The organism is Streptomyces sp. NPDC052109 (assembly GCF_040680195.1).
In the GTDB taxonomy this organism is placed as follows: domain Bacteria; phylum Actinomycetota; class Actinomycetes; order Streptomycetales; family Streptomycetaceae; genus Streptomyces.
Genome location: NZ_JBFAWF010000001.1, coordinates 93,886 through 120,009, shown reverse-complemented (window position 1 = coordinate 120,009; position 26,124 = coordinate 93,886). Strand labels below are relative to the sequence as shown.

The following is a 26,124-nucleotide window of genomic DNA, read 5'->3' as shown; positions in this document are numbered from 1 at the left end:
GGAGCGCGCCCGGCCGGAGTCGGGCGCGGGCCAGGCGGAGCCGTGGACGCGGGGCGGGGAATACTGGCGGGCATGACCCGCTTGATCCTCGCCACCCGCAACGCCGGAAAGATCACCGAGCTGAGGGCCATCCTGGCCGACGCCGGCCTCCCCCACGAGCTGATCGGCGCCGACGCCTACCCCGACATCCCCGACGTCAAGGAGACGGGCGTCACCTTCGCCGAGAACGCCCTGCTCAAGGCCCACGCCCTCGCCCAGGCCACCGGCCTGCCCGCGGTCGCCGACGACTCGGGCCTGTGCGTCGACGTCCTGAACGGCGCGCCCGGTATCTTCTCCGCGCGCTGGGCCGGCCGCCACGGCGACGACAAGGCCAATCTGGACCTCCTGCTGGCCCAGATCGCCGACATCGCGGAGGAACACCGCGGCGCCCACTTCGCCTGCGCCGCCGCGCTGGCCCTGCCGGACGGCACGGAGCGGGTGGTGGAGGGGCAGCTGCGCGGCACCCTGCGGCACGCGCCCGCCGGCACGAACGGCTTCGGCTACGACCCCGTCCTCCAGCCCGAGGGCGAGACGCGGACCTGCGCCGAGCTGAGCCCCGAGGAGAAGAACGCGATCAGCCACCGGGGGAAGGCGTTCCGGGCGCTGGTGCCGGTGGTGCGGGAGCTGCTGGGCTGAGCTCGCGGAGCGGCCCCACACCTTTGAATCCAAGGTGCGGGGCCGTTTCTGCCTGTGCGCCCGGTCGGATTCGAACCGACAAACACGACCACCTAAAGATCGCCGCTCGGCCGTTGGCGTACGGGCGCGTGAGCCGCGCCCTACTTTACTGTGCGAGGCCGTTCGACGTCCGCCCCCTCCGCACCACGGAGTGACGGACCGGTTGCCGGGCAGTCCCGTACGGGAAAAGAGAAGGCGGCTCGCACCAGGTCGCCCCGGTGCGAGCCGCCACTGAGGACCCGGGTCCTCAGATACCCAGATCCTTGATGATCTTTGCCACGTGGCCGGTGGCTCGGACGTTGTAGAGGGCGCGTTCGACCTTGCCGTCCTCGTCCACGACGATCGTGGAGCGGATGACGCCCATGTACGTCTTGCCGTAGTTCTTCTTCTCGCCGAAGGCGCCGTAGGCCTCGGTGACCTTCTTGTCGGGGTCGGCGAGGAGCGTGACCTTCAGGGACTCCTTCTCGCGGAAACTGGCCAGCTTCTCCGGGGCGTCGGGACTGATGCCGATGACGTCGTAGCCGGCGCCGGCCAGGAGGTCCAGGTTGTCCGTGAAGTCACAGGCCTGCTTGGTGCAGCCGGGGGTCAGGGCGGCCGGGTAGAAGTAGACGATGACCTTGCGGCCCTTGTGGGAGGAAAGGGACACCTCGTTGCCGTCGGCATCCGGGAGGGTGAAGGCGGGGGCCACATCCCCCGGCTGGAGTCGCTCGCTCATCGGGCCAGCGTAACCGGGGGGCCTTGCGGTGCGCCGTGAGGAGAAGCTGACAGACTGTTCGGAACAGCATCAGGAGACTTCGGAGGCCGTACGGTGGCGGAGACGTCGGACACGAGAACCCCGGCGCAGATCGAGGCGGACATCAAGCGCCGCCGCGAGGTGCTGGCCGAGACGCTCGACGAGATCGGAGTGCGGGTGCATCCGCAGACGATCATCGGGGATGCGAAGGCCAAGGTCGTCGCCCATATCGATCACACGGCCGGCCGGGCGTACGTGCAGGTCAACCGGGTGGTCAGTGAGGTGCGGGCGCAGTTCGTCGACGAGGAGGGCGGACTGCGGTTGGAGCGGGTCGTGCCGGTCGCGCTGCTCGCCGTCGGAGTCGTCGGGCTGCTCACCGTGGGCTCCCGGCGGCGCAAGGGCTGACCCGGGCGCGTCCGGGCGGGTCGAGGACAGGTAGGTTCGAGGCGTGAGCGCCAACAGAAACCAGCACAGCACCCCCCATCACGACAAGCTCCCCATCCGGATGCTGCACGACCGGGTTCTGGTCAAGCAGGAGACCGGTGAGGGCGAGCGGCGGTCGGGGGGCGGCATTCTGATTCCCGCCACGGCGGCGGTCGGACGGCGGCTGGCCTGGGCCGAGGTCGTCGCGGTCGGGCAGAACGTGCGGACGGTGGAGCCGGGTGACCGGGTCCTGTTCGATCCGGAGGACCGGGCCGAGGTCGAGGTGCGGGGTGTGGCGTACGTGCTCATGCGCGAGCGGGATCTGCACGCCGTGGCCGCGGACCGCTTCGAGGGGTCCGAGGACTCCACAGGCCTGTACCTGTAAGCGGGTCAGCGAGTAGATCGGCAGGGCGAGGGGCCGGTGACGAGAGTCACCGGCCCCTTCGCGCTGCCTTTGCTATGTTCGGAAAGCGAGCCCGACGAGACGCGCCGTACCGGGATGCAGGCAAAGACGACGCACCGGAGGAAGAGTCGCCGTTCGTCTCGGAGGTGTCCGTCGTGGCCTGGGTTCTGCTGATCGTCGCCGGTCTGCTGGAGGTGGGCTGGTCGATCGGGATGAAGTACAGCGAGGGTTTCACCCGGCTGGTGCCCAGTCTGTTCACCGGTGCCGGGATCGCCGCCAGCATGGTCCTGCTGTCGTACGCAGCCAAGTCCCTGCCCATCGGTACCGCCTACGGCGTGTGGGTGGGCATCGGGGCGGCCGGGGCGGCGGTGCTCGGCATGGTGGTGCTCGGTGAGCCGGTCACCGCCGCCCGGATCTTCTTCGTGTGCCTGTTGCTGGTCGCCGTGCTGGGGCTGAAGGCGACCAGCGGTCACTGAGGCGTCACCCGGGGACGGTCACTCTCGCGTCAGATCCCCGGGTCGCCGCCTCCGGCCCCGGCGGCCGTGCCGGTCGTACCGCCGCCGTCGGCTCCGCCACCGGTGGCCGTGCCGCCCCCGCCGGTCCCGCCGTCGGTCGTGCCGCCGCCGGTGGTGTCCCCGCCGGTGGTGTTCGTGCCGCCGCCCGTGGCGTCGCCGCCGGTGGTGTTCGTGTTGCCGCCGGTCGTGTTGCCGCCGGTGGTGTTCGTGCCGCCGCCGGTGGCCGCACCGCCGTTCGTCGGCGTGCCGGTGGTGTTGCCGCCGGTCGGGCTGGCGGTCGTACCGGCGGTGCCCTGGCCGCCGTCGGTGGTCGTCGTACCGCCGTTGTTCTGGGCACCGGTCGTGCCGGGCTGGGCCGAGTCGCTGGCGCTCGGGGCCTGCGGCTGGTCGGCGCCCTGCTCCAGCTGGAGATCGAAGTCGGAGGCCGGCTTGTTCTTCAGCGCGGCCGCCGTGTACTCGGCCCAGATCTGGGTCGGCGCGCCGCCGCCGTTGATACGCGGCTGGCCGAGGGCGCCGTACAGCGGCATGTGCTTGGCCGTCACCGGGTCCTGGCCCATGACCGAGACCACCGTGGCCAGGTCCGGGGTGTAACCGGCGAACCAGGCGGCGGTGTCGTTCTCGGCGGTACCGGTCTTGCCGGCCGCCGGGCGGCCCGCTGCCTGCGCGGCGGTGGCGGTGCCGTTGTCGACCACGCTCCGCAGGATGGACGTCGTGGTGTCGGCGGCCTCCTGGCTGACGGCCTGCTTGACCGGCTGGTCGGGCAGCTTGACGTCCTCGGTGCCCTCCTTGGTGACCTTCTCCACCAGGGTGTACGTGCCGTGCCGGCCGTGGTTGGCGAGCGTCGCGTAGGACTCGGCCATGTCCAGCACACTGGCGGTGGCGGTGCCGAGGGCGATGGACGGGGACGGGTACAGGTCCGGGGTGTCGGACGGGACGCCGAGGTCGATCGCCGTCTGCTTGACCTTGGACGGGCCGACGTCGGCGGCCATCTGCGCGTAGACGGCGTTCACCGACAGGTCCGTCGCCTTGGTGACGGTGATCTGTCCGTACGACTTCTCGTCCTCGTTCTCCGGGGCGTACGGCGTGCCGTTCCAGCCCTCGACGGGCCGCTTGTTGGTGCCGTCGTACATGGTGTTCGGCGTGATCTGGCGGCCGTCCTGGGTGGTCGAGCCGTTCTGCACCGCCGAAGTGAACACGAACGGCTTGAAGGTGGAGCCGACCTGGAAGTCACCGCGGGTCGCGCCGTTCGTGTACTGCTTCACGTAGTCGATGCCGCCGTACATCGCGACGACCTTGCCGGTCTTCGGGTCGACGGAGGCGCCACCGGCGCGGACGTAGGTGTCGACCTTGTTGTTCTTCTTGTCCAGCTTGGAGATCAGCTGGTCGTCGACCGCCTTGACGAAGGCGTCCTGCCTGCTCTTCTGGATGGTGGTGGTGATGCGGTAGCCGCCGGCCGCGAGCTGGTCGTCGGTGAGGATGTTGTTGGTGGTCAGGTAGTGCTTGACCGCCTCGACGAGGTAGCCGCGCTGGCCGGACATGCCGGTGGAGAGCGTCTGCTCCTTCGGCATGGGGAACTTCATGCCGGCGCGCTTGGACTGGCTGAGCCAGCCCTTCTTGACCATGCCGTCCAGGACGTAGTTCCAGCGGGCGACGGCCGCGGCCTTGTTCTCGGGGTGGGCGACGACGTCGTACTCGCTGGGCGCGTTGACGAGCGCGGCGAGGTAGGCGGCGCGGGCCGGGTCGAGGTCCTCGGCGTTCATGCCGTAATAGGCCTGGGCGGCGGCCTGGATGCCGTAGGCGTTGCGGCCGAAGAAGCTGGTGTTGAGGTAGCCCTCGAGGATCTCGTCCTTGGACTTGCTGCGGTCCAGCTTGATCGAGATGAAGAACTCCTTGGCCTTGCGGGTGAGCGTCTGCTCCTGGCCCAGGTAGTAGTTCTTCACGTACTGCTGGGTGATCGTCGAGCCGGACTGCGTGCCCTTGCCGGTCGCGGTGTTCCAGGCCGCGCGCAGCATCGCCTTGGGGTCGATGGCCGACTCGGTGTAGAAGTCGCGGTCTTCGGCGGCCAGTACGGCGTGCTGGGCGTCCTTGGAGACCTGGGCGAGGCCGACGTTCTCGCGGTTGATCTGGCTGTCGCGTGTGTCGCGGGCGATCTGGGAGCCGTCCGCGTAGAGGTAGACGTTGGCCTGCTTGGTGGCCAGGGCGTTGGCCGGCGGGATCTTGACCAGGGAGTAGCCGAGGACGAAGAGGCCGACGAGCACAAGGACGCCGATGACGAAGGTGCCGAGCACCATGCGCCAGGTGGGGATGATCCGTCGCCACCCGGTCCGCTTGGGCCGCTTGGACTTCTTGCCCTTGCCGCCGTCGCCTCCGGCGGGCTGACCGTCGCCGGGGGTGGCGGGGAGGGTGGTGTCCTCGTCGGTGGAGGTGCGGGCGTCGGCGCTGGAGTTGGTGGTGGTGCGGGGGCCGCGGGTGGCGGCTCCGGCCGCGCCCGCGGGGCCCGCCTGGGATGCCTGGCCGGCCGCGCCCGCGGCTGCGGCTCCGGCGGCGCCGATCGCTCCGGCCGCTCCGGGCGCGCGGTTCGCGCCGCCCGGGCGCGCGGCGCGGGGGACGGTGTCGGGGCCGGTGGTACGAGGGGTGCGGCCGGTGGCGTTCGGCTCGCCGGCCGGAGAGGCGGCGGCCGTCCTGCCGGGGTCACCCTGCTCGGGCGCCCGGGGTGCGTTGACCCGTCGGAGGACCTGGGTGGTCTCGGGCGCCTGCGGCTCACCGGCACCGGGGGCGGCCTCGGCCGCCGTGCGGGACTGGTTCTCCTGGGACTCCCGGGGCGGCGTGACCCGCCGGAGCACCTGCGTACTCTCGGCCGACGGCGCCTGTTCGGACTCGGCCCCGGGCGCCTGCGGCTGGCCGGAGCCGCCTCGCCGCTGACCGGTCACGCCGGCACCCCGGGCCGGCGCGGACGCGCCGGAACCGGCCGCGGCACCGGACGCCGAGCCCTCCTGAGCCTCCGGCGCGGTCGGCGCCTGCCGGTCCGACCGGCCGTCGCGGGCCGCACCGGAGCCCGTGCCCCGAGCCGCCGAACCCCCACCGGAGCCCGACGCCTCACCGGACGTCGTGTCGGCGGCCGTGCCGGCGCCCGACGCGGTCGGGGCCTGCTGGTCCGACCGGCCGTCGCGGGCCGCCTGGCGGGCCCGTGCCATGGAGGCCGTCCGCTCCGGGGCCGAGGGGTCCTCGGACCCCCCACGGTCACCCGTTCGGCCGAGGCCGGCCTCCCGGGTCCGCCCGCTCTGCTCGGCCCCCTCGGCCCGTCCGGTCCTCGCGGGCGGGGCCGGCTGTGCCGTCGGCTCGGGCGTCTCCCCGGACCCGGCCCGGCGGCCGGTGCCCTCGGGCTGTGCCGGGCTGTCGGTCTCCCCGACCGCGCCGGGTGCCGTCTCGTCACGGCCCCCGGGGTCACCGGGCCCTTCAGCCTGCAGCGGCTCTCTCGGCGGCACGCCTTCGGTCGGCTGCTGCGGCTGCGGCTCGTCGCTCATGTCGTGCACGGACTCCTGTTTCGCGTCGTACGTTCCCGTACGCCTCGTACGCTTCTGCGCCCCCAGTTTGAAGACTCTCGCACCTGGCGTTCCGTTCCCGGATCCCGGCAGCTTCGGCATGAAATTGCATGGCCGACAGCCGGACCCCGGGACTAGGCTCCTGCGCTTCGGTGTCGAGCGGTCCCGGGAGGTGGACTGGCGTGGGCGCGGGACGGTTGTACATGGCCGTCGCGGTGGGGGGATTCAGACGGTACGCGACGTATCGGACCGCCACTGCGGCAGGGGTGTTCACAAACACCGCATTCGGCCTCATTCTCGTCTATACGTACCGGGCACTGTGGGACGAGCGACCGCACCTGGGCGGGTGGGATCAGGCGCAGGTCGTGACCTATGTGTGGCTGGGCCAGGCGTTCCTCTCGACGCTCGCGATCGGCGGCGGAGGCGTCGAGAGCGAGTTGATGGAACGCATCCGTACGGGGGACGTGGCAATCGACCTGTACCGGCCCGCCGACCTGCAGTTGTGGTGGCTGGCGACCGACCTGGGGCGGGCGTTCTTCCAGCTGCTGGGGCGGGGGCTGGTCCCCTTTCTCTTCGGCGCACTGTGCTTCCCGGTGTATCTGCCGACGGACGTGGGCACCTGGGTCGCCTTCTTCGTCGCCGTGCTGCTGGCGATGCTCGTCGGGTTCGGGATCCGGTACCTGGTGGCGCTCAGCGCGTTCTGGCTGCTGGACGGCATGGGCGTGACGCAGATGGCGTGGCTGGCGGGCTGTTTCTGCTCGGGCATGCTGCTGCCGCTGAACGTCTTCCCGGGGGCGCTCGGCGAGGTCGTACGGGCCCTGCCCTGGTCCTCGCTGCTGCAGGCGCCGGCCCAGATCCTGCTGGGGCACGCGGATCCGCTGGGAACGTATGTCTTCCAGGGGGCGTGGGCGGTGGCGCTGCTGGGTGCCGGGCGACTGGTGCAGTCGGCGGCGACGCGGCGGGTGGTGGTCCAGGGTGGCTGAGGCGGGTGGGGCGCGCCCCCTCGACAGGGGCCGGGTGCGCGAGGGCGTGCGGGCCTATCTGATGATCGCCGGGATGTGGATCAGGTCCACCATGACCTACCGGGCGTCGTTCCTGATGACCACGTTCGGCAGCTTCGCGACGACGTTCTTCGACTTCGTCGGGATCATGCTGATGTTCTCCCGGGTGCACGCCCTGGGCGGCTGGTCGCTGCCCGAGGTGGCCTTCCTCTACGGCCTGTCCGGTACGGCGTTCGGCCTGGCCGACCTGGTGATCGGGTCGATGGAGCGGCTGGGACGACGGGTGCGCGACGGCACGCTGGACACGCTGCTGATCCGGCCGGCGCCGGTGCTGGCCCAGGTGGCGGCCGATCAGTTCGCGCTCAGGCGGCTGGGCCGGGTGATGCAGGGCCTGCTGGTGCTGGGCTGGTCCATGACCCGGCTGGACATCGACTGGACGCCGGTGAGGCTGCTGCTGTTGCCGGTGATCGTGGTGAGCGGCTGCGGGATCTTCTGCGCGGTGTTCGTGGCGGGGGCGGCCTTCCAGTTCCTGGCGCAGGACGCCTCGGAGGTGCAGAACGCCTTCACCTACGGCGGTACGACGCTGCTGCAGTATCCGCCGACGGTGTTCGCGAAGGAGCTGGTGCGCGGGGTGACGTTCGTGCTGCCGCTGGCCTTCGTCAACTGGCTGCCCGCCACCTATGTGCTGGGGCGGCCGTATCCGCTGGGACTGCCGCGGTGGACGGCGTTCGCACCGCCGCTGGTGGCGGTGGGGTGTTGTGCGCTGGCGGGGCTGGCCTGGCGGACGGGACTTCGTTCGTACCGGAGCACAGGGAGCTAGGGTGAACGACTTCATCGAGCTGGAGCGGGTCGAGAAGGTCTTCGAGGTGCGCAAGAAGACCGGGGTGCTGAAACGGGAGCGCCGCGAGGTGCGGGCGGTGGACTCGCTCTCGTTCACCGTGGCGCGTGGCGAGATGGTCGGGTACATCGGGCCGAACGGCGCCGGGAAGTCGACCACGATCAAGATGCTGACCGGCATCCTGACCCCGAGCGCGGGACGGCTGCGGGTGGCGGGCATCGACCCGGCGCGGGAGCGGCGGCGGCTGGCGCACCGGATCGGCGTGGTGTTCGGGCAGCGTACGACCCTGTGGTGGGACCTGCCGCTGATCGACTCCTACCGGCTGGCCCACCGCATGTACCGGATCCCGGACGCCCGCTACCGCGAGAACCTGGACCGGTGCGTCGAACTCCTGGAGCTGGACGCCCTGTTGGACGTGCCGGTACGGCAGCTGTCACTCGGGCAGCGGATGCGCGGGGACATCGCGGCGGCCCTGCTGCACGACCCCGAGGTGCTGTACCTGGACGAGCCCACGATCGGCCTGGATGTGGTGTCGAAGGCCAAAGTGCGCGGGTTCCTGCGGGAGTTGAACGCCGAGCGCGGCACGACCGTGCTGCTCACCACGCACGATCTGCAGGACATCGAGCAGCTGTGCTCGCGGGTGATGGTGATCGACCACGGGCGGCTGATGTACGACGGTCCCCTCACGGGGCTGCACGAGGCCGGGGAGAGCGAGCGGACGCTGGTGGTGGACCTGGAACGGGAGCTGCCGCCGGTCGAGGTGCCCGCGGCGCGGGTGGTGCGGGTGGAAGGGCCGCGGCAGTGGCTGGCGTTCCCGGCCGGGCAGTCGGCGGCGCCGCTCGTCGCGCATCTCGCGGCCGAGTATCCGCTGGTGGACCTGTCGGTGCGGGAGCCGGACATCGAGGCCGTCATCGCGAAGATGTACGTCGAGAAGGCGGTCTCGTAGGCTTCTGCCATGACCGACGACGCAAGTCCGGAGCTCCGGGCGTCCGACGCCGACCGCGAACGGGTCGCCGAGGTCCTGCGGGACGCCGTGGCCGAGGGCCGGCTCGACATGGAGGAGTTCGAGGAGCGGCTGGAGGCGGCGTACAGTGCCCGCACGTACGGTGAGCTGGCCCCGCTCACCCGCGACCTGCCGGCAGCCGGTGCCGCGACTCCGCCCCCTCCCGTCTCCTTCACCAAGGAACCGGCGCGGAGCGGGAGTTGGGCGGGCCGGATCGTCGGCGGCGAGGGGTCCTCGTCGGGGGCGGTCGCCATCATGTCGGGCTTTCAGCGCAAGGGGCGCTGGACGGTGCCGAAGCGGTTCAACTGTTTCGCGTTCTGGGGCGGCGGCGAGATCGACCTGCGCGAGGCGGACTTCGCGGACCGCGAGGTCGAGATCAACTGCGTGGCGGTCATGGGTGGCGTGCAGGTCGTCGTGCCGCCGGGGGTGGAGGTCGTGGTCCGCGGCATCGGCATCATGGGCGGCTTCGACCACCCCAGGGACGACGGCCCGTCCGAGCCGGGCGCCCCGCGCGTGATCATCGGCGGCCTCGCCTTCTGGGGCGGGGTCGGCGTGGAACGCAAGGTCACCCGCGCCGAGCAGAAGCGCCTGAAGGAACAGCGCCGCCAGGAGAGGCTTGAGCGCAGGGAGTCCCGGCACGAACTGCTGCGCGAGCGACGCGAGCAGCGGGAGCGGCGTCGGGGGTACTGAGCACGGTGGTCGACTGCGGGTGCGCGGTGGCCGCTCGCGCCGTTCCTCGCGCCCCTCGGGTCACCTGGTGCACACCTTGGTCAGTTCGCCGGCCGCGTCCGTGACCGGGCCCACGTCCGGCGTCCTGTCGCCGTTCCTGATGGCCGTACGCACGTTGGCCACGGCCTTGTCGAGGTCGTCGACCGCCTTGTTGACGTCGGCGTTGCCGGTCTTGTCGCCGATCTTGTCGAGGTTCTTCTCGATGGCGTTCAGGGAGACGTCCGCCTGGGTCGGATCGTTCGCCGCGTTCTCCACGGCCTGCTGCAGGTCGGTGACGCTGTCGGCGATGGAGTCGGCGGTCTGCACGCAGTCCAGGGCCTTGTTCACGGCGTCGCATCCGGCGGTGAGCGCGGCGGCCGCCACGGCGGCGACGACGGCGGCGGTGAGACGGCGTCGGCTGACGGCCATGGTGGTGTTTCCCTCCCCTGGTAAGGCTGCCGTACCCCTAGGACGCCGAGGAGGGCGCGCGGGTTGCGCCCGCGCGCCCTCCTTTTTGATCTCTTCTTTACTTCGCGAGCGTGGCCTCCAGGGCCGCGCGCTGGTGGGCGGCGAGCTCGGCGCAGCCGGTGACGGCGAGGTCGAGCAGGGCGTTCAGCTCCTCGCGGGCGAAGGGCTCGGCCTCGGCGGTGCCCTGGACCTCGACGAAGCGGCCGTCGCCGGTGCAGACGACGTTCATGTCGGTCTCGGCGCGCACGTCCTCCTCGTAGCAGAGGTCGAGCAGCGGGACGCCGCCGACGATCCCGACGGAGACGGCGGAGACGGTGCCGGTGAGCGGCTGCCGGCCGGCCTTGATCAGCTTCTTGCCCTGGGCCCAGGCGACGGCGTCGGCGAGGGCGACGTAGGCGCCGGTGATCGCCGCCGTGCGGGTACCGCCGTCGGCCTGGAGGACGTCGCAGTCGAGGACGATGGTGTTCTCGCCGAGCGCCTTGTAGTCGATGACGGCGCGCAGCGAGCGGCCGATGAGCCGGGAGATCTCGTGCGTACGGCCGCCGATCTTGCCCTTGACGGACTCGCGGTCGCCGCGGGTGTTGGTGGCGCGGGGCAGCATGGCGTACTCCGCGGTGACCCAGCCCTCGCCGCTGCCCTTGCGCCAGCGTGGGACGCCCTCGGTCACGGAGGCGGTGCAGAACACCTTGGTGTCGCCGAAGGAGACGAGGACGGAGCCCTCGGCGTGCTTGCTCCAGCCGCGTTCGATGGTGACCGGGCGGAGCTGTTCGGGGGTACGGCCGTCGATGCGAGACATGGCGACGAGCCTAGCCCCACCTGCGCAAGGGGCCCCTCCCGCATCGGGAAGAGCCCCTTTCCAGGTGAACCAGCCGGCTCACATCATGTCTTCGATCTCCGCGGCGATCGGGTCGGCGTCGGTGCCGATGACGACCTGGATGGCGGTGCCCATCTTGACGACGCCGTGGGCGCCGGCGGCCTTCAGGGCGGCCTCGTCGACCAGCGAGGGGTCGGACACCTCGGTACGGAGCCGGGTGATGCAGCCCTCGATCTCCTCGATGTTGTCGATGCCGCCGAGGCCGGCGACGATCTTCTCAGCCTTGCTGGCCATGTTCCTTCTCCCTGATCCGAACCGCTTTGTCGCAGTAACCCACAGTTGGCCCATCTTCGCGAGCGGTCATGCCGTGCGTGCCGAATGATGGCGATCACGACAGCGGAACCGTCCGTCGACTGGTCTACACCACAGGACGGACGGTCGCCAAACCGCGCCCGACTCCAGTGGCCGGGAGGACGCCATGAGCGCCGACAGCGCGCCCGCCGACAGCACGGTCGGCCCGGCGCGGGAACGCTGGAACCGCCTGTTCCAGGGCCTGCAGAAGATGGGGCGCAGTCTGCAGCTGCCGATCGCCGTACTGCCGGCGGCGGGCATCCTCAACCGCCTGGGCCAGCCGGACGTGTTCGGCACGGACGGCCTCGGCTGGACGAACGTCGCCAAGGTCATGACGGGCGCGGGCGGAGCCCTGCTCGACGGCTCCCTCGGCCTTCCGCTGCTGTTCTGCGTGGGCGTGGCGATCGGGATGGCGAAGAAGGCCGACGGCTCGACCGCGCTCGCGGCCGTGGCGGGCTTTCTCGTCTACTACGGGGTGCTGCACCAGTTCCCGGAGTCCTGCCCCGGCGGTTCCCGGGCGATCCCGCAGGTCGGCTGTCAGGTGAGCGTCGGCACGGGGGTGGGTGCGGTGACGCCCTTCACCTTCCAGAACCCGGGCGTCTTCGGCGGGATCGTGATGGGCCTGCTGGCCGCCTTCTTCTGGGCCCGCTTCCACCGCACCCGGCTGGCGGACTGGCTGGGCTTCTTCAACGGCCGCCGCCTGGTGCCGATCCTCATGGCTTTCGTCGCCATCGCCTTCGCGGCGCTGTGCCTGTGGATCTGGCCGCCGATCGGCAGTGGGCTGGAGAGCTTCAGCCGCTGGCTGCGGGACATCGGCTCCTGGGGCGCGGGCGTGTTCGGCCTCGCCAACCGGGCGCTGCTCGTCGTCGGCCTGCACCAGTTCCTGAACGTGCCCATCTGGTTCCAGTTCGGCAGCTACACCAAGCCGGACGGCACGGTGGTGCACGGCGACATCAACATGTTCCTGGCCGGGGACCCGCACGCGGGCCAGTTCACCTCGGGCTTCTTCCCGATCATGATGTTCGCGCTGCCGGCCGCCGCGCTCGCGATCACCCACTGCGCCAAGCCGCACCGCCGCAAGGAGGTCGGGGGTCTGATGCTGTCGGTGGCACTGACGTCGTTCGTGACGGGCATCACCGAACCGATCGAGTACTCCTTCCTCTTCATCGCACCGGCGCTCTACGCGTTCCACGCCGTCTCCACCGGGGTCTCGATGGCGGTGACATGGGCGCTCGGGGTGCACGACGGCTTCAGCTTCTCGGCCGGCCTGATCGACTACGTCATCAACTGGAACCTGGCGACGAGACCATGGGCGATCATCCCCATCGGCCTGTGCTTCGCGCTGGTCTACTACGCCGTCTTCCGTTTCGCGATCACCAGGTTCGACCTGAAGACGCCGGGGCGCGAGGCGGAGGACGAGGTCGAGGACGTCACCAAGGCCTGAGCGCCGTTATCACATCGGTACGCCACGTAGCGTACTGGTAGCGGATTTGCCGGTTCCTCAGGCCCCCTCCATCGTGCTACAACAGGTCTACACCACCGAGTGGTGTAGACCACCCCCGATGGAGGAACCATTCCATGAGCACCGCCACCGCCACGGCGGCTCCCGCGAAGAAGCGGGGATCAGGCCTTTTCCAGGGCCTGCAGAAGGTCGGCCGCAGCCTGCAGCTCCCGATCGCCGTACTGCCGGCGGCGGGCATCTTGTTGCGTCTGGGCCAGCAGGACATCCACGACAAGCTGCACCTGCCCGACAAGGTCACCGCGGTGTTCGCCACGGCAGGTGGCGCGATCTTCGACAACCTGCCGATGCTCTTCTGCATCGGTGTCGCGATCGGCTTCGCCAAGAAGTCGGACGGCTCGACGGCGCTGGCCGCACTGGTCGGCTTCCTCGTCTACAGCAACGTACTGAAGGCGTTCCCGGTCACCGAGGCCAAGATCCAGAAGGGCGCGGACATAGCCGCGACCTACAACAACCCCGGGGTCCTCGGCGGCATCCTGATGGGTCTGCTGGCCGCCGTGCTGTGGCAGCGCTACCACCGCAAGAAGCTGGTGGACTGGCTCGGCTTCTTCAACGGCCGCCGGCTGGTGCCGATCATCATGGCGTTCGTCGGCACCGCGATGGGCGTCTTCTTCGGCCTGATCTGGAAGCCGATCGGTGAGGGCATCTCCCACGCCGGCGAGTGGATCACCGGTCTCGGCGCGCTGGGCGCGGGTCTGTTCGGTCTGGTCAACCGCGCGCTGATCCCGGTCGGCATGCACCAGTTCGTCAACACCGTCTCCTGGTTCCAGATCGGCGACTACAAGACCGCCGCCGGCCAGGTCGTGCACGGTGACCTGAACCGCTTCTTCGCCGGTGACCCGCACGCCGGTATCTTCATGTCCGGCTTCTTCCCGATCATGATGTTCGGTCTGCCGGCCGCCGCGATCGCCATCGCCCACTCCGCGCGCCCCGAGCGCCGCAAGGCCGTCCTCGGCATGATGATCTCCCTCGCCCTGACCTCGTTCGTCACCGGTGTCACCGAGCCGATCGAGTTCTCGTTCATGTTCATCGCGCCGCTGCTGTACGCGATCCACGCGGTGCTGACGGCCCTGTCCATGGCGATCACCTGGGCGCTCGGCGTCCACGCGGGCTTCACCTTCTCGGCGGGCTTCATCGACTACGTGCTCAACTGGAACCTGGCGACCAAGCCATGGCTGATCATCCCGATCGGCCTGGTGTTCGCGGCGATCTACTACACGGTCTTCCGCTTCGCGATCGTCCGGTTCAACCTCCCCACCCCGGGCCGCGAGCCCGAGGAGGAGGTCGAGGACCTCACGAAGGCGTAGGGCTTGCCCGCTCCCCTGCGGAGCGCTCGAAGGCCCCCAGAACCGAGCAGGTTCCGGGGGCCTTCGTCCTGCCGAAGCTAGATCTCGTACGTGACCCTCGGCACGGCCAGTTCCACCGGCCCCGTGAACACCTCACGGGCGTCGCGGAGGTTCACCTGGGGATCGGTCCACGGCGGGACATGGGTGAGGACCAGGCGCCGCGCTCCGGCACGCGCGGCCGTCTCGCCCGCCTCGCGGCCGTTGAGGTGCAGGTCGGGGATGCTCTCCTTGCCGTACGTGAACGCGGCCTCGCACAGGAACAGGTCGGTGTCCCGGGCCAGCTCGTCCAACACCTCGGTGACACCCGTGTCGCCGGAGTACGTCAGCGATCGCCCGCCGTGCTCGATGCGGATGGCGTACGCCTCCACGGGATGCCGGACCCGCTCGGTGTGCACCGTGAACGGGCCGATCTCGAACGTGGACGGCTTCACGGTGTGGAAGTCGAACACCTCGCTCATGGACGAGGCGGAGGGGGTGTCGTCGTAGGCCGTGGTCAGGCGGTGTTCGGTGCCCTCGGGGCCGTAGACCGGGAGCGGGTCGCAACGGCCGCCGTCGTGGCGGTAGTAGCGCGCGACGAAGTACGCGAGCATGTCGATGCAGTGATCGGCGTGCAGATGGCTCAGGAAGATCGCGTCGAGGTCGTAGAGACCGCAGTGGCGCTGCAGCTCGCCCAGGGCGCCGTTGCCCATGTCGAGGAGCAGCCGGAAGCCGTCGGCCTCGAGGAGGTAGCTCGAGCAGGCCGATTCCGCGGACGGGAACGACCCCGAGCAGCCGACGACGGTGAGCTTCATGAAGCAGAAACCTCCGTTGGCGGAAAGATCACAGCGGAAAGATCAAAAGGGCAGGAAAACGGGGGTCGTGCGGTTTGTCGAGCGTAAGGCGCGAAAGCGCGGGTCGCTCCTCCGCCAGGGGCCGTTGTGGGCGAACTCACCTGTGCTGTCACCGGTTCGGCTGGAACAGGGGCGCAGAAGGTTCCGCAGAGGGCGCGCGATCCTCGGCGCGCGCCGGTAACGTCGTCGTATGGACACGTCCTGGTGGCTTGCACTCGCGGCGGTGGTGCTGCTCGCGCTGGTCGCCACGCTCATCGACGGCTGGGGACGCGGGCGCAGGTACGCCGGGCGCCGCCTCAGGCCGCTCGGCAGCGCGGGAAGGCACCCGGCGCGGGCCGCCCGGCCGGCCCCCGGGGACATCTGGTGGGCGGACGTTCCCTATGAGGACCGCCCGGAGTCGTTCGGGGCCGCGCGCGGCGCGTCGGACAGTGCGGTGGCGGACGGCGGGCGGGGCAAGGACCGGCCCTGTCTGGTGCTGGCGGTGCGCGGGAACCGGGCCACGGTCGCGAAGATCACCAGCAAGTACCACGACGAGCGCGCCGGCGTGATCCCGCTGCCGCCGGGCGCGGTCGGCGACGCCCGGGGCCGCCCGAGCTTCCTGGAGACCGACGAGCTGCGCGAGGTGCCGGTCGGCGACTTCCGGCGCCGGGTGGGCGTGGTGGACCCGGTTCTGTGGGACCAGGTACGGCACCTGGCCGGCTGATCACTTCACGTTCACCGTCACCGTCCACTCCTGGATCCCCTTGCACGAGACCTGGCCGGGAGCCGTCGGCTCGGCGCACAGGGGGCGGGAGGACGTCAGTTTCTCGGTTCCGGCGTTCACCGCCTGGTACGCGGCCGTGGCCTGGCCCGGCTGGATGACGAACCCCGCGTTGATGCCCCGCAGGGCCGAGCCGCTCGCCGTGACCGGCCGCCAGGGGCGGGACCTGGTGCCGTCCAGGGTCAGGCGGACCTCGCCGCCCTTCGCCACGCACACGGTCCGGCCGCTGTCCGTGGCCGTGAGCTGGACGAGGGCGGCGCAGCCGGCACGGCTCGGGGACGCGGACGGTGAGACCTGGCTGCCACTGCCGCCGGTGTCCTTGCCGCCGGTGTCCTTGCCGCTCTGGGAGCCGCATCCGGCGAGGAGCAGCGCTGCCGCCGCGAGGGCGAGGGACGTCGTCGTACGGCGCATGGGGGTTCGCCTTTCTGCCGTGGCCGCGCGGGGCGGCCGCCTGGTGCAGATGTGACGTACCAGCACCACGAACGGATCCCGCACGCGGAGGTTTCCGCGTGCGGGACCCGGGGCCGTACCGGAAGATCAGCCGGTCGTCAGGGCGGTGTCGTCCACGACGAAGCTGGTCTGCAGCGAGGAGTCCTCCACGCCGTTGAACTTCAGGGTGACCGTCTGGCCCGCCAGCGAGGACAGGTCGAAGGTCTTCTGCGCGTACCCGGAGTTCGCGTTGAGGTTGGAGTACGTCGCCAGGGTGGTCGAACCGGCGGTGACCGTCAGCTTGTCGTACGCGGTGCTGGTGGTGGTCTCGGCGGTGTCGACGTGCAGGTAGAAGGTGAGCGTGGCCTTGCAGCCGGCCGGGATCGTCACCGACTGGGACAGCGTGTCGGTGTGCGAGGACCCGTAGCCGTCCAGCCAGGCCTTGTAGGAGCCGCTGTGCGCCGCCTCACCGGTGTCGTTGGTGATCACGCCGCTGCTCGCGCTCCAGCCGGTGTTGCCCGACTCGAAGCCGGGGTTGGCCAGCAGCTGGGAGGAGGTGCAGCCGCCGCCACCGCCCGAGCCGACGGTCCAGGTGAAGGACGTCGAGCCGGAGGCGCCGGTGGAGTCGGTCGCAGTGACCGTCACCTGGTAGGTGCCGGCGGTGGACGCCGTACCGGAGATCAGGCCGCTGGAGCTGTTGATGGACAGGCCGGTGGGCAGGCCGGAGGCGCTGTAGGTCAGTGCGGCGCCCGCGCTGTCGGTGGCGTGGATCTGCAGGCTGACCGAGCCGCCGGTCGTGGTCGACTGGCTGCCGGGGTTGGTGACGGTCACCGTGTTGCCGGTGCTGGAGCCGGAGGTGAAGGCGGTGGTGCCGTTCGGGGTTCCCCAGCCGGTCGGGCCGTCGTAGCCGGTCTTCGCGGTGCAGAAGTACGAGGTGGAGCAGGAGCCGTTGGACCCGCTGGTCACGTCGTACAGGTTGCCGGTGTGGGAGTACGGGTACTTCGCCGGGTAGTCGCTCGCCCCCGGGGTGCCGGCGAGGGCGTAGACCGAGGCGATGATCGGCGAGGAGGCGCTGGTGCCGCCGTAGACCGCCCAGCCGGAGCCGCCGTAGGTGTCGTAGACCGCCACGCCGGTGGCCGGGTCGGCGACCGCGGAGACGTCGGCCTCCATGCGCTTGGAGCAGCCGGTGTCCGTCTGCCAGCTCGGCTTCGGGTCGTAGGCCGAGCAGCCGGAGCCGGTGCCCTCGGTGGAGCTGGTGTTCCACACCGACTCGCTCCAGCCACGGGAGTTGGAGGCGGTGGTGAGGGCCGTGCCGCCGACGGCGGTCACGTACTGGGAGGTCGCCGGGTACTCGGCGCCGTAGCCGGAGTCGCCCGCGGAGACGGTGATGGCGACGCCCGGGTGCTTGAAGTACGAGGTGTCCTCGCTGGTCTGCGAGGAGGACTCGGAGCCGCCCCAGCTGTTGGAGACGAACTTGGCGCCGAGGGAGACGGCCTCGTTCTCGGCGATGCCCAGGTCGGTGTCGTTCGCGGAGTTGGCCTCGACCAGGATGATGTTGCAGTTCGGGCAGACCGCGCTGACCATGTCGATGTCGAGCATCTCTTCACCGGCCCAGCCACTGTCGTTGGTCGGCAGCGAGGTGGTGGAACCGGTCTGGCTGACCTGCTTGAAGCAGCCGTTGGCCTTGGTGCAGGACGACAGGCCGTAGGTGGAGCGGTACGTGGCCAGGTCCGACTCGGCGTTCGGGTCGTTGTAGGCGTCCACGATGCCGACCGTCATGCCCGAACCGGCCGCGGTGGGCAGGTTGTAGGCGCTGTGCAGGTTGGCCGGGGACAGGCCGGAGGGCGCGGCGGCGGCGAGCGCCGAGGCGAGCCGCTGCTTGATGTCGGTGCGGCGCTGGGCGAAACAGGACGCCTGGCCCGGCTTGGCGGTGGCGCACAGGTGGGTCGTGGGGACCTTCTGGCCGGCCTTGCCGGTGGGGTGGAAGGTCTGCCGCTCGGGGGCGGTCAGCGCCTTCGCGTTCTGCGTGACCTTGGAGGTCTGCGGCTTGGCTGCGGCGGTCTGTGCACCGGCCGTGGGCGCGGCGACGAGTCCGGCGACTGTGAGGGCGAGGGCGGGGAAGGCGACGGCGAGAAGTCTTCGCAGACTCCGTCTCCGCCGGCTCGGACGTGACTCACGCATGGGGTGCTGCCTCCGGTAGACGTGGGGTTTCGCACTGGATTGGCAGGCCCGTGACGCGCGTAGCGGCGGTGGAACCGCGCAGTCATGAGCATGACACTCGCAGACACCTGTCATGGCGCTGGGTGAGCGTGACATGTCAGGGTGCGACGAGGAACGTAGTCCTGGCCCCGGTGCTACCGGCAGTACTCAAAGGAATTCTTTGCCCTGCCATAGGAATGGCTTAGCCCCCTCATGAGAGGGGGCTGGCGGGCACTTGGCAGGAGGCTACGCCCAGAGCTGGCCGTGCAGCGTCTCGATGGCCTCCTCGGTGGTGGCCGCCGTGTAGACGCCGGTGGACAGGTACTTCCAGCCGCCGTCGGCCACGACGAAGACGATGTCGGCGGACCGGCCCGCCGTGACCGCCTTCCGGCCCACACCGATCGCCGCGTGCAGGGCGGCACCGGTCGAGACACCCGCGAAGATGCCCTCCTGCTGCAGGAGTTCACGGGTGCGGGTGACCGCGTCGGCCGAGCCGACCGAGAAGCGGGTGGTCAGCACGGAGGCGTCGTACAGCTCCGGTACGAAGCCCTCGTCGAGGTTCCTGAGGCCGTACACCAGGTCGTCGTAGCGCGGTTCGGCGGCGACGATCTGGACGCCGGGCTTCTGCTCGCGCAGGTAGCGGCCGACGCCCATCAGGGTGCCGGTGGTGCCGAGACCGGCCACGAAGTGGGTGATGGACGGCAGGTCGGCGAGGATCTCCGGACCGGTGGTGGCGTAGTGGGCGCCGGCGTTGTCCGGGTTGCCGTACTGGTAGAGCATCACCCAGTCGGGGTGCTCCGCGGCCAGCTCCTTGGCCACGCGGACGGCGGTGTTGGAGCCGCCCGCGGCCGGCGAGGAGATGATCTCGGCGCCCCACATGCCGAGCAGGTCCCGGCGCTCCTGCGAGGTGTTCTCCGGCATCACGCACACCATGCGGTAGCCCTTGAGCTTGGCCGCCATGGCGAGGGAGATGCCGGTGTTGCCGGAGGTGGGCTCGAGGATCGTGCAGCCCGGGGTGAGCCGGCCGTCCTTCTCCGCCTGCTCGATCATGTGCAGCGCGGGGCGGTCCTTGACCGAGCCCGTGGGATTGCGGTCCTCCAGCTTGGCCCAGATACGGACGTCGGCGGACGGCGAGAGCCGCGGCAGGCGCACCAGGGGGGTGTTGCCCACCGCGGCCAGCGGGGAGTCGTAGCGCATCGCTGCTCAGCGGCCGATCAGCGCATGCCGCCGGCGACGGCCGGCAGGATCGTCACGGTGTCGCCGTCGGACAGCTTGGTGTCGATGCCGTCGATGAAGCGGACGTCCTCGTCGTTCAGGTAGACGTTGACGAAGCGGCGCAGCTTGCCCTCGTCCACGATGCGGGCCTGGATGCCCGCGTGCCGGGTCTCGAGGTCGGCGAACAGCTCGGCGAGGGTGTTCCCGCTGCCCTCCACCGCCTTCTGGCCGTCCGTGTACGTGCGGAGGATGGTCGGGATGCGGACCTCGATGGCCATGGCTCAGGGCTCCTGTCGGAAGGTGTCGTCGGTTCGGGCGTGCGGCGGCTCGCCGCGGCACACGGCCGTACGGCGGCTGGGAACGTCAACAGATGGCGCTGTTCAGCCTGCACAGGTCGACGTGCAGCCGCGCCACGAGCAGCATGCCCGGCGCCTTCTCGCTCACGTCTGACAGAACCATGGGCTCATCGTATCGATTCCCGGTCCGGCTCCTGGAAGGTGATCTCGTATCCCGGACAGGTGTCATCCGCAGTACGAGACCGGAGGTCGTTCAGTAGGTCTCCACGACCTTGACCTCCTCCTCCGTGACCTCGCCGTCCACGATCCGGAAGGAGCGGAACTGGAAGTCGCCGAGCCCGTCGGTGTCGGCGGTGGACACGAGGACGTAGTGGGCGCCGGGCTCGTTGGCGTAGGAGATGTCGGTGCGGGAGGGGTAGGCCTCGGTCGCGGTGTGGGAGTGGTAGATGATCACCGGCTCCTCGTCGCGGTCGTCCAGCTCGCGGTAGAGCTTGAGCAGATCACCCGAGTCGAACTCGTAGAAGGTGGGCGACATGGCCGCGTTCAGCATCGGGATGAAGCGCTCGGGGCGGTCCGAACCCGCCGGGCCCGCGACGACACCGCACGCCTCGTCGGGGTGGTCCTTGCGGGCGTGGGCGACGATCTGGTCGTGGAGGGCCTGGGTGATGGTCAGCATGTCGGTCAGGATAAGCAGAGGGCCGTCCCGTACCGAGGTGTGGTACGGGACGGCCCACATGGTGGACGTCCTGAGCGGCGGCCGGCGGGGGCGCCACGAGTGCTCCCGCCGACCGGACGTCCGTTTCCGGTGGTCAGCGCTTGCGGAAGGCCGCGGCCTGCGGGTTGCGGCGCTTGAGCACCCCGTAGGAGACGCCGAGGATCGCGGCCCACAGCGGAGCACAGTAAAGCGACACCCGCGCGTCCTTGTCGATACCCATCAGTACGATCACCATGAAGATGAACGCCAGCGCGAAGACGCTCGTGTAGGGCGCTCCCGGCGCGCGGAACTCGCTCTGCGGCAGCTCCCCGCGGTTCGCCCTGGCGCGGTAGCGGATCTGGCAGACCAGGATGACGATCCACGCCCACATGCCGGAGATGGTCGCGAAGGACACCACGTAGTCGAACGCCTTGCCCGGCCACTGGTAGTTGATCCAGACGCCGACCAGCATCAGCGCGGCGGAGAACGTGGTGCCGACCAGCGGGGTACCGCTGCGCGTCAGCTTGGTGAAGAACTTCGGTCCCTGGCTGTTGAGCGCCAGGTCGCGCAGCATGCGGCCGGTGGAGTACATGCCGGAGTTGCAGGACGACAGCGCGGCCGTGAGGACCACGAAGTTGACGATCCCCGCGCCGACGGACAGGCCCATCTTCTGGAAGGCGGCCACGAACGGGCTCACCCCCGGGTGGAACTCGGTCCACGGCACGACCGACAGGATCATGATCAGCGCGCCCACGTAGAAGACGGCGATGCGCCACGGCACGGTGTTGATCGCCTTCGGCAGCACCTTCTTGGGGTCCTTGGACTCGCCCGCGGTGACACCGACCAGCTCGACGGCGAGGAAGGCGAACATGACCATCTGCAGGGTCATCAGCGTGCTGCCGACGCCGTGCGGGAAGAAGCCTCCGTCGCTCCACAGGTGGCTGACCGAGGCGGTCTTGCCGGCGTCGGAGAAGCCGACCGTGAGGATGCCGACGCAGATCAGGATCATCCCGATGATCGCGGTGACCTTGACCATGGAGAACCAGAACTCCAGCTCGCCGAAGAGCTTCACGGAGATCAGGTTGGCGCCGTACAGGACGATCGTGAAGATCAGGGCCGACACCCACTGCGGGATGTCGAACCAGTACGTCATGTAGGCGGCCGCGGCCGTGACCTCGGTGATGCCGGTGACCACCCAGAACAGCCAGTACGTCCACCCGGTCACGAAGCCCGCGAAGGGGCCGATGAACTCGCGCGCGTACTCCGAGAACGAACCCGACACCGGGCGGTACATCAGCAGCTCGCCGAGCGCCCGCATGATCAGGAAGATGACGAGGCCCGCGACCGCGTAGGCCAGGATCAGGCTGGGGCCCGCCTTGGAGATGCCCTTGCCCGCGCCGAGGAAGAGGCCGGTGCCGATGGCACCGCCGATGGCGATCATCTGGATCTGCCGGGCCCCTAGCCCGCGCTGGTATCCCTCGCCGCCCTCGCTGTCGGCCCGCTCGGCCTCATTGCCGTCGCGAAGCTGGTCGACCCGCGATGAGGTCATGTGTGGTGCGCCTTTCTCCATGCCGACCCGGGCCCTTCGTCGGCCTCGGATCGGGTTTCGATCCCCCCGGATTGCTGGAGCTGTTGCCTGGCCGACGGTCGTCGGCTCGGTGGCGCACCCGGCCGAACATGGGTGGTGTTGGCCGGGCGGTCGTGAAGATTTATCACGGCCGCAATATTGATCACAGGGTCACGATGTGGCGCATCACACAGGGAAAAGCGGACAAAGAGCCCTCAAATACATGAAATACGACCGCAACGGTAACGCGATCGTTATCCGGATTTGAGCGTCCGCTGAGCGAACACTCGTGCACCGTAAAATCCGGCCAGGCTAGGGCATAAGTGTCGTGACCAGGGTCTCCTGGAGCCCGCCCAGCCAGAGATAGGCCATCACCATCGGCTTACGCGGGTCCTCGTCCGGGAGCCGGTAGAGCAGGTCGGTGTCGTCCTCGTCGGCGATCTCCAGCCGGGCGCCGATAGCGAGCCGCAGGTCGTTGAGGGCGCCGAGCCACTGCCTCGACTCCTGTGGGACCAGCTTCAGCACCGCGCCGCCCTCGCCCACCGGGGCGAGCGCGTCCAGGGCGCGGATCACCGCGAGCGCGTTCTCGCGCTTGCCGGCCCTCAGATCGTTCTCGGTGTAGCGGCGGAACTCGGCGGAGTGTGCCCGCCGCTCCTCGGCGTCGGCGGGCGAGTGCGGGGCCTGCTCGGGATCGCCGTAGGCGTCCGGGAAGAGCCTTCTGAGCACCGGATCGGCGGGCGGCTCGCTCGGGCCCTCCGCGAACAGCTCGGCGAGCGGGTCCTCAGGACTGTCCGCGCCGGGGCCGGGGCCGATGAGCTCCAGGAGCTGGACGGCCAGCGACCTGATGATGGAGATCTCGACGTCGTCGAGCGCGACGGCCGCGCCGCCGCCGGGGAGCGGTTCGAAATGTCCGGGCATGTAAATGGGTTCGCTACTTCCGGTCCTGCTGCAGGGTGGCCCACAGACCGTAGCCGTGCATCGCCTGCACGTCGCGCTCCATCTCCTCGCGGGTACCGCTGGAGACGACCGCCCGGCCCTTGTGGTGGACGTCGAGCATGAGCTTCGTCGCCTTGTCCTTCGTGTACCCGAAGTACGTCTGGAAGACGTAGGTCACGTAGCTCATGAGGTTGACCGGGTCGTTGTGCACGATCGTGACCCAGGGGACGTCGGGCTCGGGTACGGCGAAGACCTCCTCCGCCGACTCGGTGCGTTCGATCTCTACGGGCGCGGGTGACGTCACAGTGCCCATGCTGCCACGGCCGAGAAAAATCGTCACACCGACGAGAAGGGAGTACGATCAGCTGCCATGGACACAGCGGACCTTGGGCTGCCGGTGGATGTTCCCTCGACGGCACTCTTCACGGACCAGTACGAGTTGACGATGTTGCAGGCCGCCCTCAAGGCCGGTACGGCCGAACGGCGGAGCGTGTTCGAGGTCTTCACCCGGCGGCTGCCGGACGGACGCCGCTACGGCGTGGTGGCGGGCACGGGCCGCGTCCTGGACGCGGTGGAGAACTTCCGCTTCGACGCGGACGTCCTCGGCTTCCTGCGGGACCGGGAGATCGTCGACGAGGAGACCCTGCAGTGGCTCGCCGACTACCGCTTCAGCGGGGACATCTGGGGCTATCCGGAGGGCGAGGTCTACTTCCCCGGTTCGCCGATCATGCGCGTCGAGGGCACCTTCGCCGAGTGCGTGCTGCTGGAGACGGTGGTCCTCTCCATCCTCAACCACGACTCCGCGATCGCCGCGGCCGCCTCCCGGATGGCCTCCGCCGCCGGCGGCCGCCCGCTGATCGAGATGGGCGCCCGCCGCACCCACGAGCTGGCGGCGGTGGCCGCGGCGCGGGCGGCGTACGTCGGCGGCTTCGCCACCACCTCCGACCTGGCCGCCGGATTCCGCTACGGCATCCCGACCGTCGGCACCTCCGCGCACGCCTTCACCCTGCTGCACGACCACGAGCGGGACGCCTTCCGGGCGCAGGTCGAGACCCTCGGCCGGGGCACCACGCTGCTGGTGGACACCTACGACGTCGCCGAGGCCGTCCGTACGGCCGTGGAGGTGGCCGGCCCCGAGCTGGGCGCGGTCCGCATCGACTCCGGCGACCTGCTGCTCGTGGCGCACCGCGTGCGGCAGCAGCTGGACGAGCTGGGGGCGGCGAACACCAAGATCGTGGTCACCTCCGACCTGGACGAGTACGCCATCGCCTCGCTCGCCGCCGCGCCCGTGGACGCCTACGGCGTCGGCACCCAGCTGGTGACCGGCTCCGGGCACCCGACCGCCTCCATGGTCTACAAGCTGGTCGCCCGCGCCGAGACCGCCGACCCGAAGGCGCCGCTGGTGGCGGTCGCGAAGAAGTCCAGCGGCGGCAAGACCTCCGTCGGGGGCCGCAAGTGGGCGGCGCGCCGACTGGACGAGCACGGGGTGGCCGAGGCCGAGATCGTGGGCACCGGGCCGGTGCCGCCCGAGCTGGCGGACCGGCAGCTGCTGGTCGAGCTGGTCAAGGGCGGTCACGTGGTCGCCCGTGAACCGCTGGACGTCCCCCGGGACCGCCACATCGCCGCCCGTGCGAACCTCCCGCTGTCCGCCACCCAGCTCTCCCGTGGGGAACCCGTCCTTCCGACGGAGTACCTCCAGGGGCGCTCGGGTAGCTAAAGCGGGACCGCCGTCCGCCCCCGTCCTCGAACGCCCCCTCCCGTACGGGCCCGTAAGTCTCTAGGCTCAGTTACTTAACTCTCAGTCGAAGGACACCCACCATGCGCCGCGCCTTGATCGTCGTAGATGTGCAGAACGACTTCTGCGAGGGGGGCAGCCTCGCGGTGGCCGGCGGTGCGGACGTGGCCGCCGCCATCACGGAGCTGGTCGGCCAGGCGGGCGGCACCGGCTACCGCCATGTGGTGGCCACCCGGGACCACCACATCGCGCCCGGCGGCCACTTCGCCGACAACCCCGACTTCGTGCACTCCTGGCCCGCGCACTGTGTCGCGGGCACGGAGGGCGTCGGCTTCCACCCGAACTTCGCTCCGGCCGTCGCCTCCGGCGCGGTCGACGCGGTCTTCGACAAGGGCGCCTACTCGGCGGCCTACAGCGGCTTCGAGGGCAAGGACGAGAACGGCACGTCGTTGGCCGACTGGCTGCGGGCCCGCCACATCGACGAGGTCGACGTGGTGGGCATAGCCACGGACCACTGCGTACGGGCCACGGCCCTCGACGCCGTCCGGGAGGGCTTCCGTACCCAGGTCCTGCTGGACCTCACGGCCGGGGTGGCCCCGGAGACGACGGAGCGGGCGCTGGAGGAGCTCCGGGAGGCCGGCGCGGAGCTCACGGGCAAGCCGGTGGTCGGCGGCTAGGTCACTGAACCACCGCCGACCTGCGAAGCAGCGCCCGGATCGGATGCCACAGCTCGTTCACGATGACACCGTTGTCGGCCGGAGCCGTGCGCCATATCAGGCCGTCCGGATGGTGCAGCACCGCCGTGATCTCGTCCGGCGTCGGAGGCGCGGCGTTCCCCCGGAGGTAGATCGCGCGCAACCCCAGGTTGCGGAGCCTGGTCAGGGCCCGGGCCCGGTTCTGGGCGTGCACCAGCACCCGCACCCCGACAGAGTCGTAGGGCAGGTTCAGCGCCACCACGACCGTGCCGTTCGGCAGCTTGCAGAAGCCTCCAGCGGCCATGCGGTCACATCCCCGTCTCCGTCGGTGTCAATAAGCGGTCCACAGGACGCACCTAAACACGATCGGCGGCAACCCGCCAAGGGGTT

The 26,124-nt window shown here is 70.1% G+C and carries 29 protein-coding genes, 1 tRNA gene and 1 riboswitch; of the genes, 13 read left to right on the top strand and 17 right to left on the bottom strand.

What is annotated here, in order from left to right; genetic code table 11:
• Positions 1-72: 72 nt before the first annotated feature.
• Positions 73-675: an RdgB/HAM1 family non-canonical purine NTP pyrophosphatase gene (gene rdgB / locus AB0L59_RS00585; RefSeq protein ID WP_365577702.1), complete on the top strand. Its 603-nt coding sequence runs from the start codon at positions 73-75 to the stop codon at positions 673-675.
• Positions 676-730: 55 nt separating this feature from the next.
• On the opposite strand, the gene AB0L59_RS00580 is transcribed toward rdgB, so the two are convergent.
• Positions 731-803, bottom strand: a tRNA-Leu gene (locus tag AB0L59_RS00580).
• Between the two features lie 158 nt (positions 804-961).
• Positions 962-1,429 (bottom strand): thioredoxin-dependent thiol peroxidase, encoded by a 468-nt coding sequence (gene bcp / locus AB0L59_RS00575; protein WP_365577700.1) that lies wholly within the window; start codon positions 1,427-1,429, stop codon positions 962-964.
• 93 nt (positions 1,430-1,522) lie between these two features.
• Between bcp and AB0L59_RS00570 the strand changes: the two genes are divergently transcribed.
• From AB0L59_RS00570 to AB0L59_RS00560, 3 genes are all read left to right on the top strand, one after another.
• The gene (locus tag AB0L59_RS00570; protein ID WP_365577698.1) at positions 1,523-1,852 is read left to right on the top strand and encodes a DUF3618 domain-containing protein; all 330 of its coding nucleotides are present in this window, start codon (positions 1,523-1,525) and stop codon (positions 1,850-1,852) included.
• 43 nt (positions 1,853-1,895) lie between these two features.
• Positions 1,896-2,255, top strand: a complete 360-nt coding sequence (locus AB0L59_RS00565) for a co-chaperone GroES (protein ID WP_031159553.1) — start codon at positions 1,896-1,898, stop codon at positions 2,253-2,255.
• Between the two features lie 66 nt (positions 2,256-2,321).
• A riboswitch (guanidine-III (ykkC-III) riboswitch) is annotated at positions 2,322-2,391 on the top strand.
• Between the two features lie 37 nt (positions 2,392-2,428).
• Positions 2,429-2,749: a multidrug efflux SMR transporter gene (locus tag AB0L59_RS00560; RefSeq protein WP_365577696.1), complete on the top strand. Its 321-nt coding sequence runs from the start codon at positions 2,429-2,431 to the stop codon at positions 2,747-2,749.
• A 29-nt stretch (positions 2,750-2,778) separates the two neighbouring features.
• Here the strand turns inward: AB0L59_RS00560 and AB0L59_RS00555 are convergent, their stop codons facing one another.
• The gene (locus tag AB0L59_RS00555) at positions 2,779-5,631 is read right to left on the bottom strand and encodes a transglycosylase domain-containing protein (RefSeq protein ID WP_365579440.1); all 2,853 of its coding nucleotides are present in this window, start codon (positions 5,629-5,631) and stop codon (positions 2,779-2,781) included.
• A 902-nt stretch (positions 5,632-6,533) separates the two neighbouring features.
• Between AB0L59_RS00555 and AB0L59_RS00550 the strand changes: the two genes are divergently transcribed.
• Genes AB0L59_RS00550 through AB0L59_RS00535 form a run of 4 tightly spaced genes read left to right on the top strand, consistent with a single transcriptional unit; the run spans position 6,534 to position 9,862 of the window.
• The gene (locus AB0L59_RS00550) at positions 6,534-7,313 is read left to right on the top strand and encodes an ABC-2 family transporter protein (RefSeq protein ID WP_365579438.1); all 780 of its coding nucleotides are present in this window, start codon (positions 6,534-6,536) and stop codon (positions 7,311-7,313) included.
• Positions 7,306-8,151: an ABC transporter permease gene (locus tag AB0L59_RS00545; protein WP_365577694.1), complete on the top strand. Its 846-nt coding sequence runs from the start codon at positions 7,306-7,308 to the stop codon at positions 8,149-8,151. Before AB0L59_RS00550 ends, AB0L59_RS00545 begins: the two co-directional genes overlap by 8 nt.
• A 1-nt stretch (position 8,152) precedes the next feature.
• A complete protein-coding gene (locus AB0L59_RS00540; RefSeq protein WP_365577692.1) occupies positions 8,153-9,115 on the top strand; it encodes an ATP-binding cassette domain-containing protein in 963 nt (320 codons plus the stop codon).
• A 9-nt stretch (positions 9,116-9,124) separates the two neighbouring features.
• Positions 9,125-9,862: a DUF1707 domain-containing protein gene (locus AB0L59_RS00535; protein WP_365577690.1), complete on the top strand. Its 738-nt coding sequence runs from the start codon at positions 9,125-9,127 to the stop codon at positions 9,860-9,862.
• A 60-nt stretch (positions 9,863-9,922) separates the two neighbouring features.
• Here AB0L59_RS00535 and AB0L59_RS00530 read toward each other — a convergent pair whose 3' ends face one another.
• The 3 genes from AB0L59_RS00530 to AB0L59_RS00520 all read right to left on the bottom strand — a co-directional run bounded on the left by AB0L59_RS00530 (position 9,923) and on the right by AB0L59_RS00520 (position 11,456).
• A complete protein-coding gene (locus tag AB0L59_RS00530) occupies positions 9,923-10,309 on the bottom strand; it encodes a hypothetical protein (RefSeq protein WP_365577688.1) in 387 nt (128 codons plus the stop codon).
• 97 nt (positions 10,310-10,406) lie between these two features.
• Positions 10,407-11,144: a ribonuclease PH gene (gene rph / locus AB0L59_RS00525; protein ID WP_365577686.1), complete on the bottom strand. Its 738-nt coding sequence runs from the start codon at positions 11,142-11,144 to the stop codon at positions 10,407-10,409.
• A 78-nt stretch (positions 11,145-11,222) separates the two neighbouring features.
• Entirely contained in the window at positions 11,223-11,456 is a 234-nt protein-coding gene (locus AB0L59_RS00520; protein ID WP_030782705.1) for a glucose PTS transporter subunit EIIB, read from the bottom strand.
• A 184-nt stretch (positions 11,457-11,640) separates the two neighbouring features.
• On the opposite strand from AB0L59_RS00520, the gene AB0L59_RS00515 reads away from it, so the two are divergent.
• Both AB0L59_RS00515 and AB0L59_RS00510 read left to right on the top strand, forming a co-directional pair.
• Complete coding sequence (locus AB0L59_RS00515) at positions 11,641-12,957, top strand: PTS transporter subunit EIIC (RefSeq protein WP_365577684.1); 1,317 nt, start codon at positions 11,641-11,643, stop codon at positions 12,955-12,957.
• A gap of 134 nt (positions 12,958-13,091) precedes the next feature.
• Positions 13,092-14,339, top strand: coding sequence for a PTS transporter subunit EIIC (locus AB0L59_RS00510; RefSeq protein ID WP_365577682.1), 1,248 nt, complete (start codon positions 13,092-13,094; stop codon positions 14,337-14,339).
• Between the two features lie 77 nt (positions 14,340-14,416).
• Here the strand turns inward: AB0L59_RS00510 and AB0L59_RS00505 are convergent, their stop codons facing one another.
• Positions 14,417-15,169, bottom strand: a complete 753-nt coding sequence (locus tag AB0L59_RS00505; protein WP_365577680.1) for an MBL fold metallo-hydrolase — start codon at positions 15,167-15,169, stop codon at positions 14,417-14,419.
• A gap of 229 nt (positions 15,170-15,398) precedes the next feature.
• Here AB0L59_RS00505 and AB0L59_RS00500 point away from each other — a divergent pair, with 229 nt between their 5' ends.
• Entirely contained in the window at positions 15,399-15,911 is a 513-nt protein-coding gene (locus tag AB0L59_RS00500; RefSeq protein ID WP_365577677.1) for a type II toxin-antitoxin system PemK/MazF family toxin, read from the top strand.
• Here the strand turns inward: AB0L59_RS00500 and AB0L59_RS00495 are convergent, their stop codons facing one another.
• The 9 genes from AB0L59_RS00495 to clpS form a co-directional block, all read right to left on the bottom strand.
• The gene (locus tag AB0L59_RS00495) at positions 15,912-16,379 is read right to left on the bottom strand and encodes a hypothetical protein (protein WP_365577674.1); all 468 of its coding nucleotides are present in this window, start codon (positions 16,377-16,379) and stop codon (positions 15,912-15,914) included.
• Positions 16,380-16,505: 126 nt separating this feature from the next.
• The gene (locus tag AB0L59_RS00490) at positions 16,506-18,578 is read right to left on the bottom strand and encodes a putative Ig domain-containing protein (protein WP_365577671.1); all 2,073 of its coding nucleotides are present in this window, start codon (positions 18,576-18,578) and stop codon (positions 16,506-16,508) included.
• A gap of 264 nt (positions 18,579-18,842) precedes the next feature.
• Positions 18,843-19,793 (bottom strand): cysteine synthase, encoded by a 951-nt coding sequence (locus AB0L59_RS00485; RefSeq protein WP_365577669.1) that lies wholly within the window; start codon positions 19,791-19,793, stop codon positions 18,843-18,845.
• 17 nt (positions 19,794-19,810) lie between these two features.
• Entirely contained in the window at positions 19,811-20,089 is a 279-nt protein-coding gene (locus tag AB0L59_RS00480; protein WP_055708394.1) for a MoaD/ThiS family protein, read from the bottom strand.
• Positions 20,090-20,174: 85 nt separating this feature from the next.
• Entirely contained in the window at positions 20,175-20,270 is a 96-nt protein-coding gene (locus AB0L59_RS00475) for a putative leader peptide (RefSeq protein WP_365577666.1), read from the bottom strand.
• A gap of 90 nt (positions 20,271-20,360) precedes the next feature.
• Entirely contained in the window at positions 20,361-20,783 is a 423-nt protein-coding gene (locus tag AB0L59_RS00470) for a M67 family metallopeptidase (RefSeq protein ID WP_365577663.1), read from the bottom strand.
• A gap of 133 nt (positions 20,784-20,916) precedes the next feature.
• Positions 20,917-22,350: an amino acid permease gene (locus AB0L59_RS00465; protein WP_365577660.1), complete on the bottom strand. Its 1,434-nt coding sequence runs from the start codon at positions 22,348-22,350 to the stop codon at positions 20,917-20,919.
• Positions 22,351-22,680: 330 nt separating this feature from the next.
• Entirely contained in the window at positions 22,681-23,286 is a 606-nt protein-coding gene (locus tag AB0L59_RS00460; protein WP_365577658.1) for a DUF2017 domain-containing protein, read from the bottom strand.
• Between the two features lie 13 nt (positions 23,287-23,299).
• Complete coding sequence (clpS, locus tag AB0L59_RS00455) at positions 23,300-23,617, bottom strand: ATP-dependent Clp protease adapter ClpS (protein ID WP_189948983.1); 318 nt, start codon at positions 23,615-23,617, stop codon at positions 23,300-23,302.
• A gap of 57 nt (positions 23,618-23,674) precedes the next feature.
• Here clpS and AB0L59_RS00450 point away from each other — a divergent pair, with 57 nt between their 5' ends.
• Together AB0L59_RS00450 and AB0L59_RS00445 are read left to right on the top strand one after the other, a co-directional pair.
• Positions 23,675-25,021 (top strand): nicotinate phosphoribosyltransferase, encoded by a 1,347-nt coding sequence (locus tag AB0L59_RS00450; protein ID WP_365577655.1) that lies wholly within the window; start codon positions 23,675-23,677, stop codon positions 25,019-25,021.
• A gap of 101 nt (positions 25,022-25,122) precedes the next feature.
• Positions 25,123-25,716, top strand: coding sequence for a nicotinamidase (locus AB0L59_RS00445; protein ID WP_365577652.1), 594 nt, complete (start codon positions 25,123-25,125; stop codon positions 25,714-25,716).
• A gap of 1 nt (position 25,717) precedes the next feature.
• On the opposite strand, the gene AB0L59_RS00440 is transcribed toward AB0L59_RS00445, so the two are convergent.
• On the bottom strand, positions 25,718-26,038 hold the full coding sequence (locus tag AB0L59_RS00440; RefSeq protein WP_365577649.1) for a hypothetical protein: 321 nt from the start codon (positions 26,036-26,038) through the stop codon (positions 25,718-25,720).
• Positions 26,039-26,124 lie beyond the last annotated feature (86 nt).

Coding starts and splice junctions, on each gene's coding strand:
- AB0L59_RS00520 (WP_030782705.1), bottom strand. CDS start 11,456: ATGGCCAGCAAGGCTGAGAAGATCGTCGCCGGCCTCGGCGGCATCGAC.
- AB0L59_RS00485 (WP_365577669.1), bottom strand. CDS start 19,793: ATGCGCTACGACTCCCCGCTGGCCGCGGTGGGCAACACCCCCCTGGTG.
- AB0L59_RS00505 (WP_365577680.1), bottom strand. CDS start 15,169: ATGAAGCTCACCGTCGTCGGCTGCTCGGGGTCGTTCCCGTCCGCGGAA.
- rph (WP_365577686.1), bottom strand. CDS start 11,144: ATGTCTCGCATCGACGGCCGTACCCCCGAACAGCTCCGCCCGGTCACC.
- bcp (WP_365577700.1), bottom strand. CDS start 1,429: ATGAGCGAGCGACTCCAGCCGGGGGATGTGGCCCCCGCCTTCACCCTC.
- AB0L59_RS00460 (WP_365577658.1), bottom strand. CDS start 23,286: ATGCCCGGACATTTCGAACCGCTCCCCGGCGGCGGCGCGGCCGTCGCG.
- AB0L59_RS00480 (WP_055708394.1), bottom strand. CDS start 20,089: ATGGCCATCGAGGTCCGCATCCCGACCATCCTCCGCACGTACACGGAC.
- AB0L59_RS00445 (WP_365577652.1), top strand. CDS start 25,123: ATGCGCCGCGCCTTGATCGTCGTAGATGTGCAGAACGACTTCTGCGAG.
- AB0L59_RS00530 (WP_365577688.1), bottom strand. CDS start 10,309: ATGGCCGTCAGCCGACGCCGTCTCACCGCCGCCGTCGTCGCCGCCGTG.
- AB0L59_RS00510 (WP_365577682.1), top strand. CDS start 13,092: ATGAGCACCGCCACCGCCACGGCGGCTCCCGCGAAGAAGCGGGGATCA.
- AB0L59_RS00550 (WP_365579438.1), top strand. CDS start 6,534: ATGGCCGTCGCGGTGGGGGGATTCAGACGGTACGCGACGTATCGGACC.
- AB0L59_RS00490 (WP_365577671.1), bottom strand. CDS start 18,578: ATGCGTGAGTCACGTCCGAGCCGGCGGAGACGGAGTCTGCGAAGACTT.
- AB0L59_RS00470 (WP_365577663.1), bottom strand. CDS start 20,783: ATGCTGACCATCACCCAGGCCCTCCACGACCAGATCGTCGCCCACGCC.
- AB0L59_RS00465 (WP_365577660.1), bottom strand. CDS start 22,350: ATGACCTCATCGCGGGTCGACCAGCTTCGCGACGGCAATGAGGCCGAG.
- AB0L59_RS00535 (WP_365577690.1), top strand. CDS start 9,125: ATGACCGACGACGCAAGTCCGGAGCTCCGGGCGTCCGACGCCGACCGC.
- AB0L59_RS00450 (WP_365577655.1), top strand. CDS start 23,675: ATGGACACAGCGGACCTTGGGCTGCCGGTGGATGTTCCCTCGACGGCA.
- AB0L59_RS00495 (WP_365577674.1), bottom strand. CDS start 16,379: ATGCGCCGTACGACGACGTCCCTCGCCCTCGCGGCGGCAGCGCTGCTC.
- AB0L59_RS00515 (WP_365577684.1), top strand. CDS start 11,641: ATGAGCGCCGACAGCGCGCCCGCCGACAGCACGGTCGGCCCGGCGCGG.
- AB0L59_RS00440 (WP_365577649.1), bottom strand. CDS start 26,038: ATGGCCGCTGGAGGCTTCTGCAAGCTGCCGAACGGCACGGTCGTGGTG.
- AB0L59_RS00475 (WP_365577666.1), bottom strand. CDS start 20,270: ATGGTTCTGTCAGACGTGAGCGAGAAGGCGCCGGGCATGCTGCTCGTG.
- clpS (WP_189948983.1), bottom strand. CDS start 23,617: ATGGGCACTGTGACGTCACCCGCGCCCGTAGAGATCGAACGCACCGAG.
- rdgB (WP_365577702.1), top strand. CDS start 73: ATGACCCGCTTGATCCTCGCCACCCGCAACGCCGGAAAGATCACCGAG.
- AB0L59_RS00500 (WP_365577677.1), top strand. CDS start 15,399: ATGGACACGTCCTGGTGGCTTGCACTCGCGGCGGTGGTGCTGCTCGCG.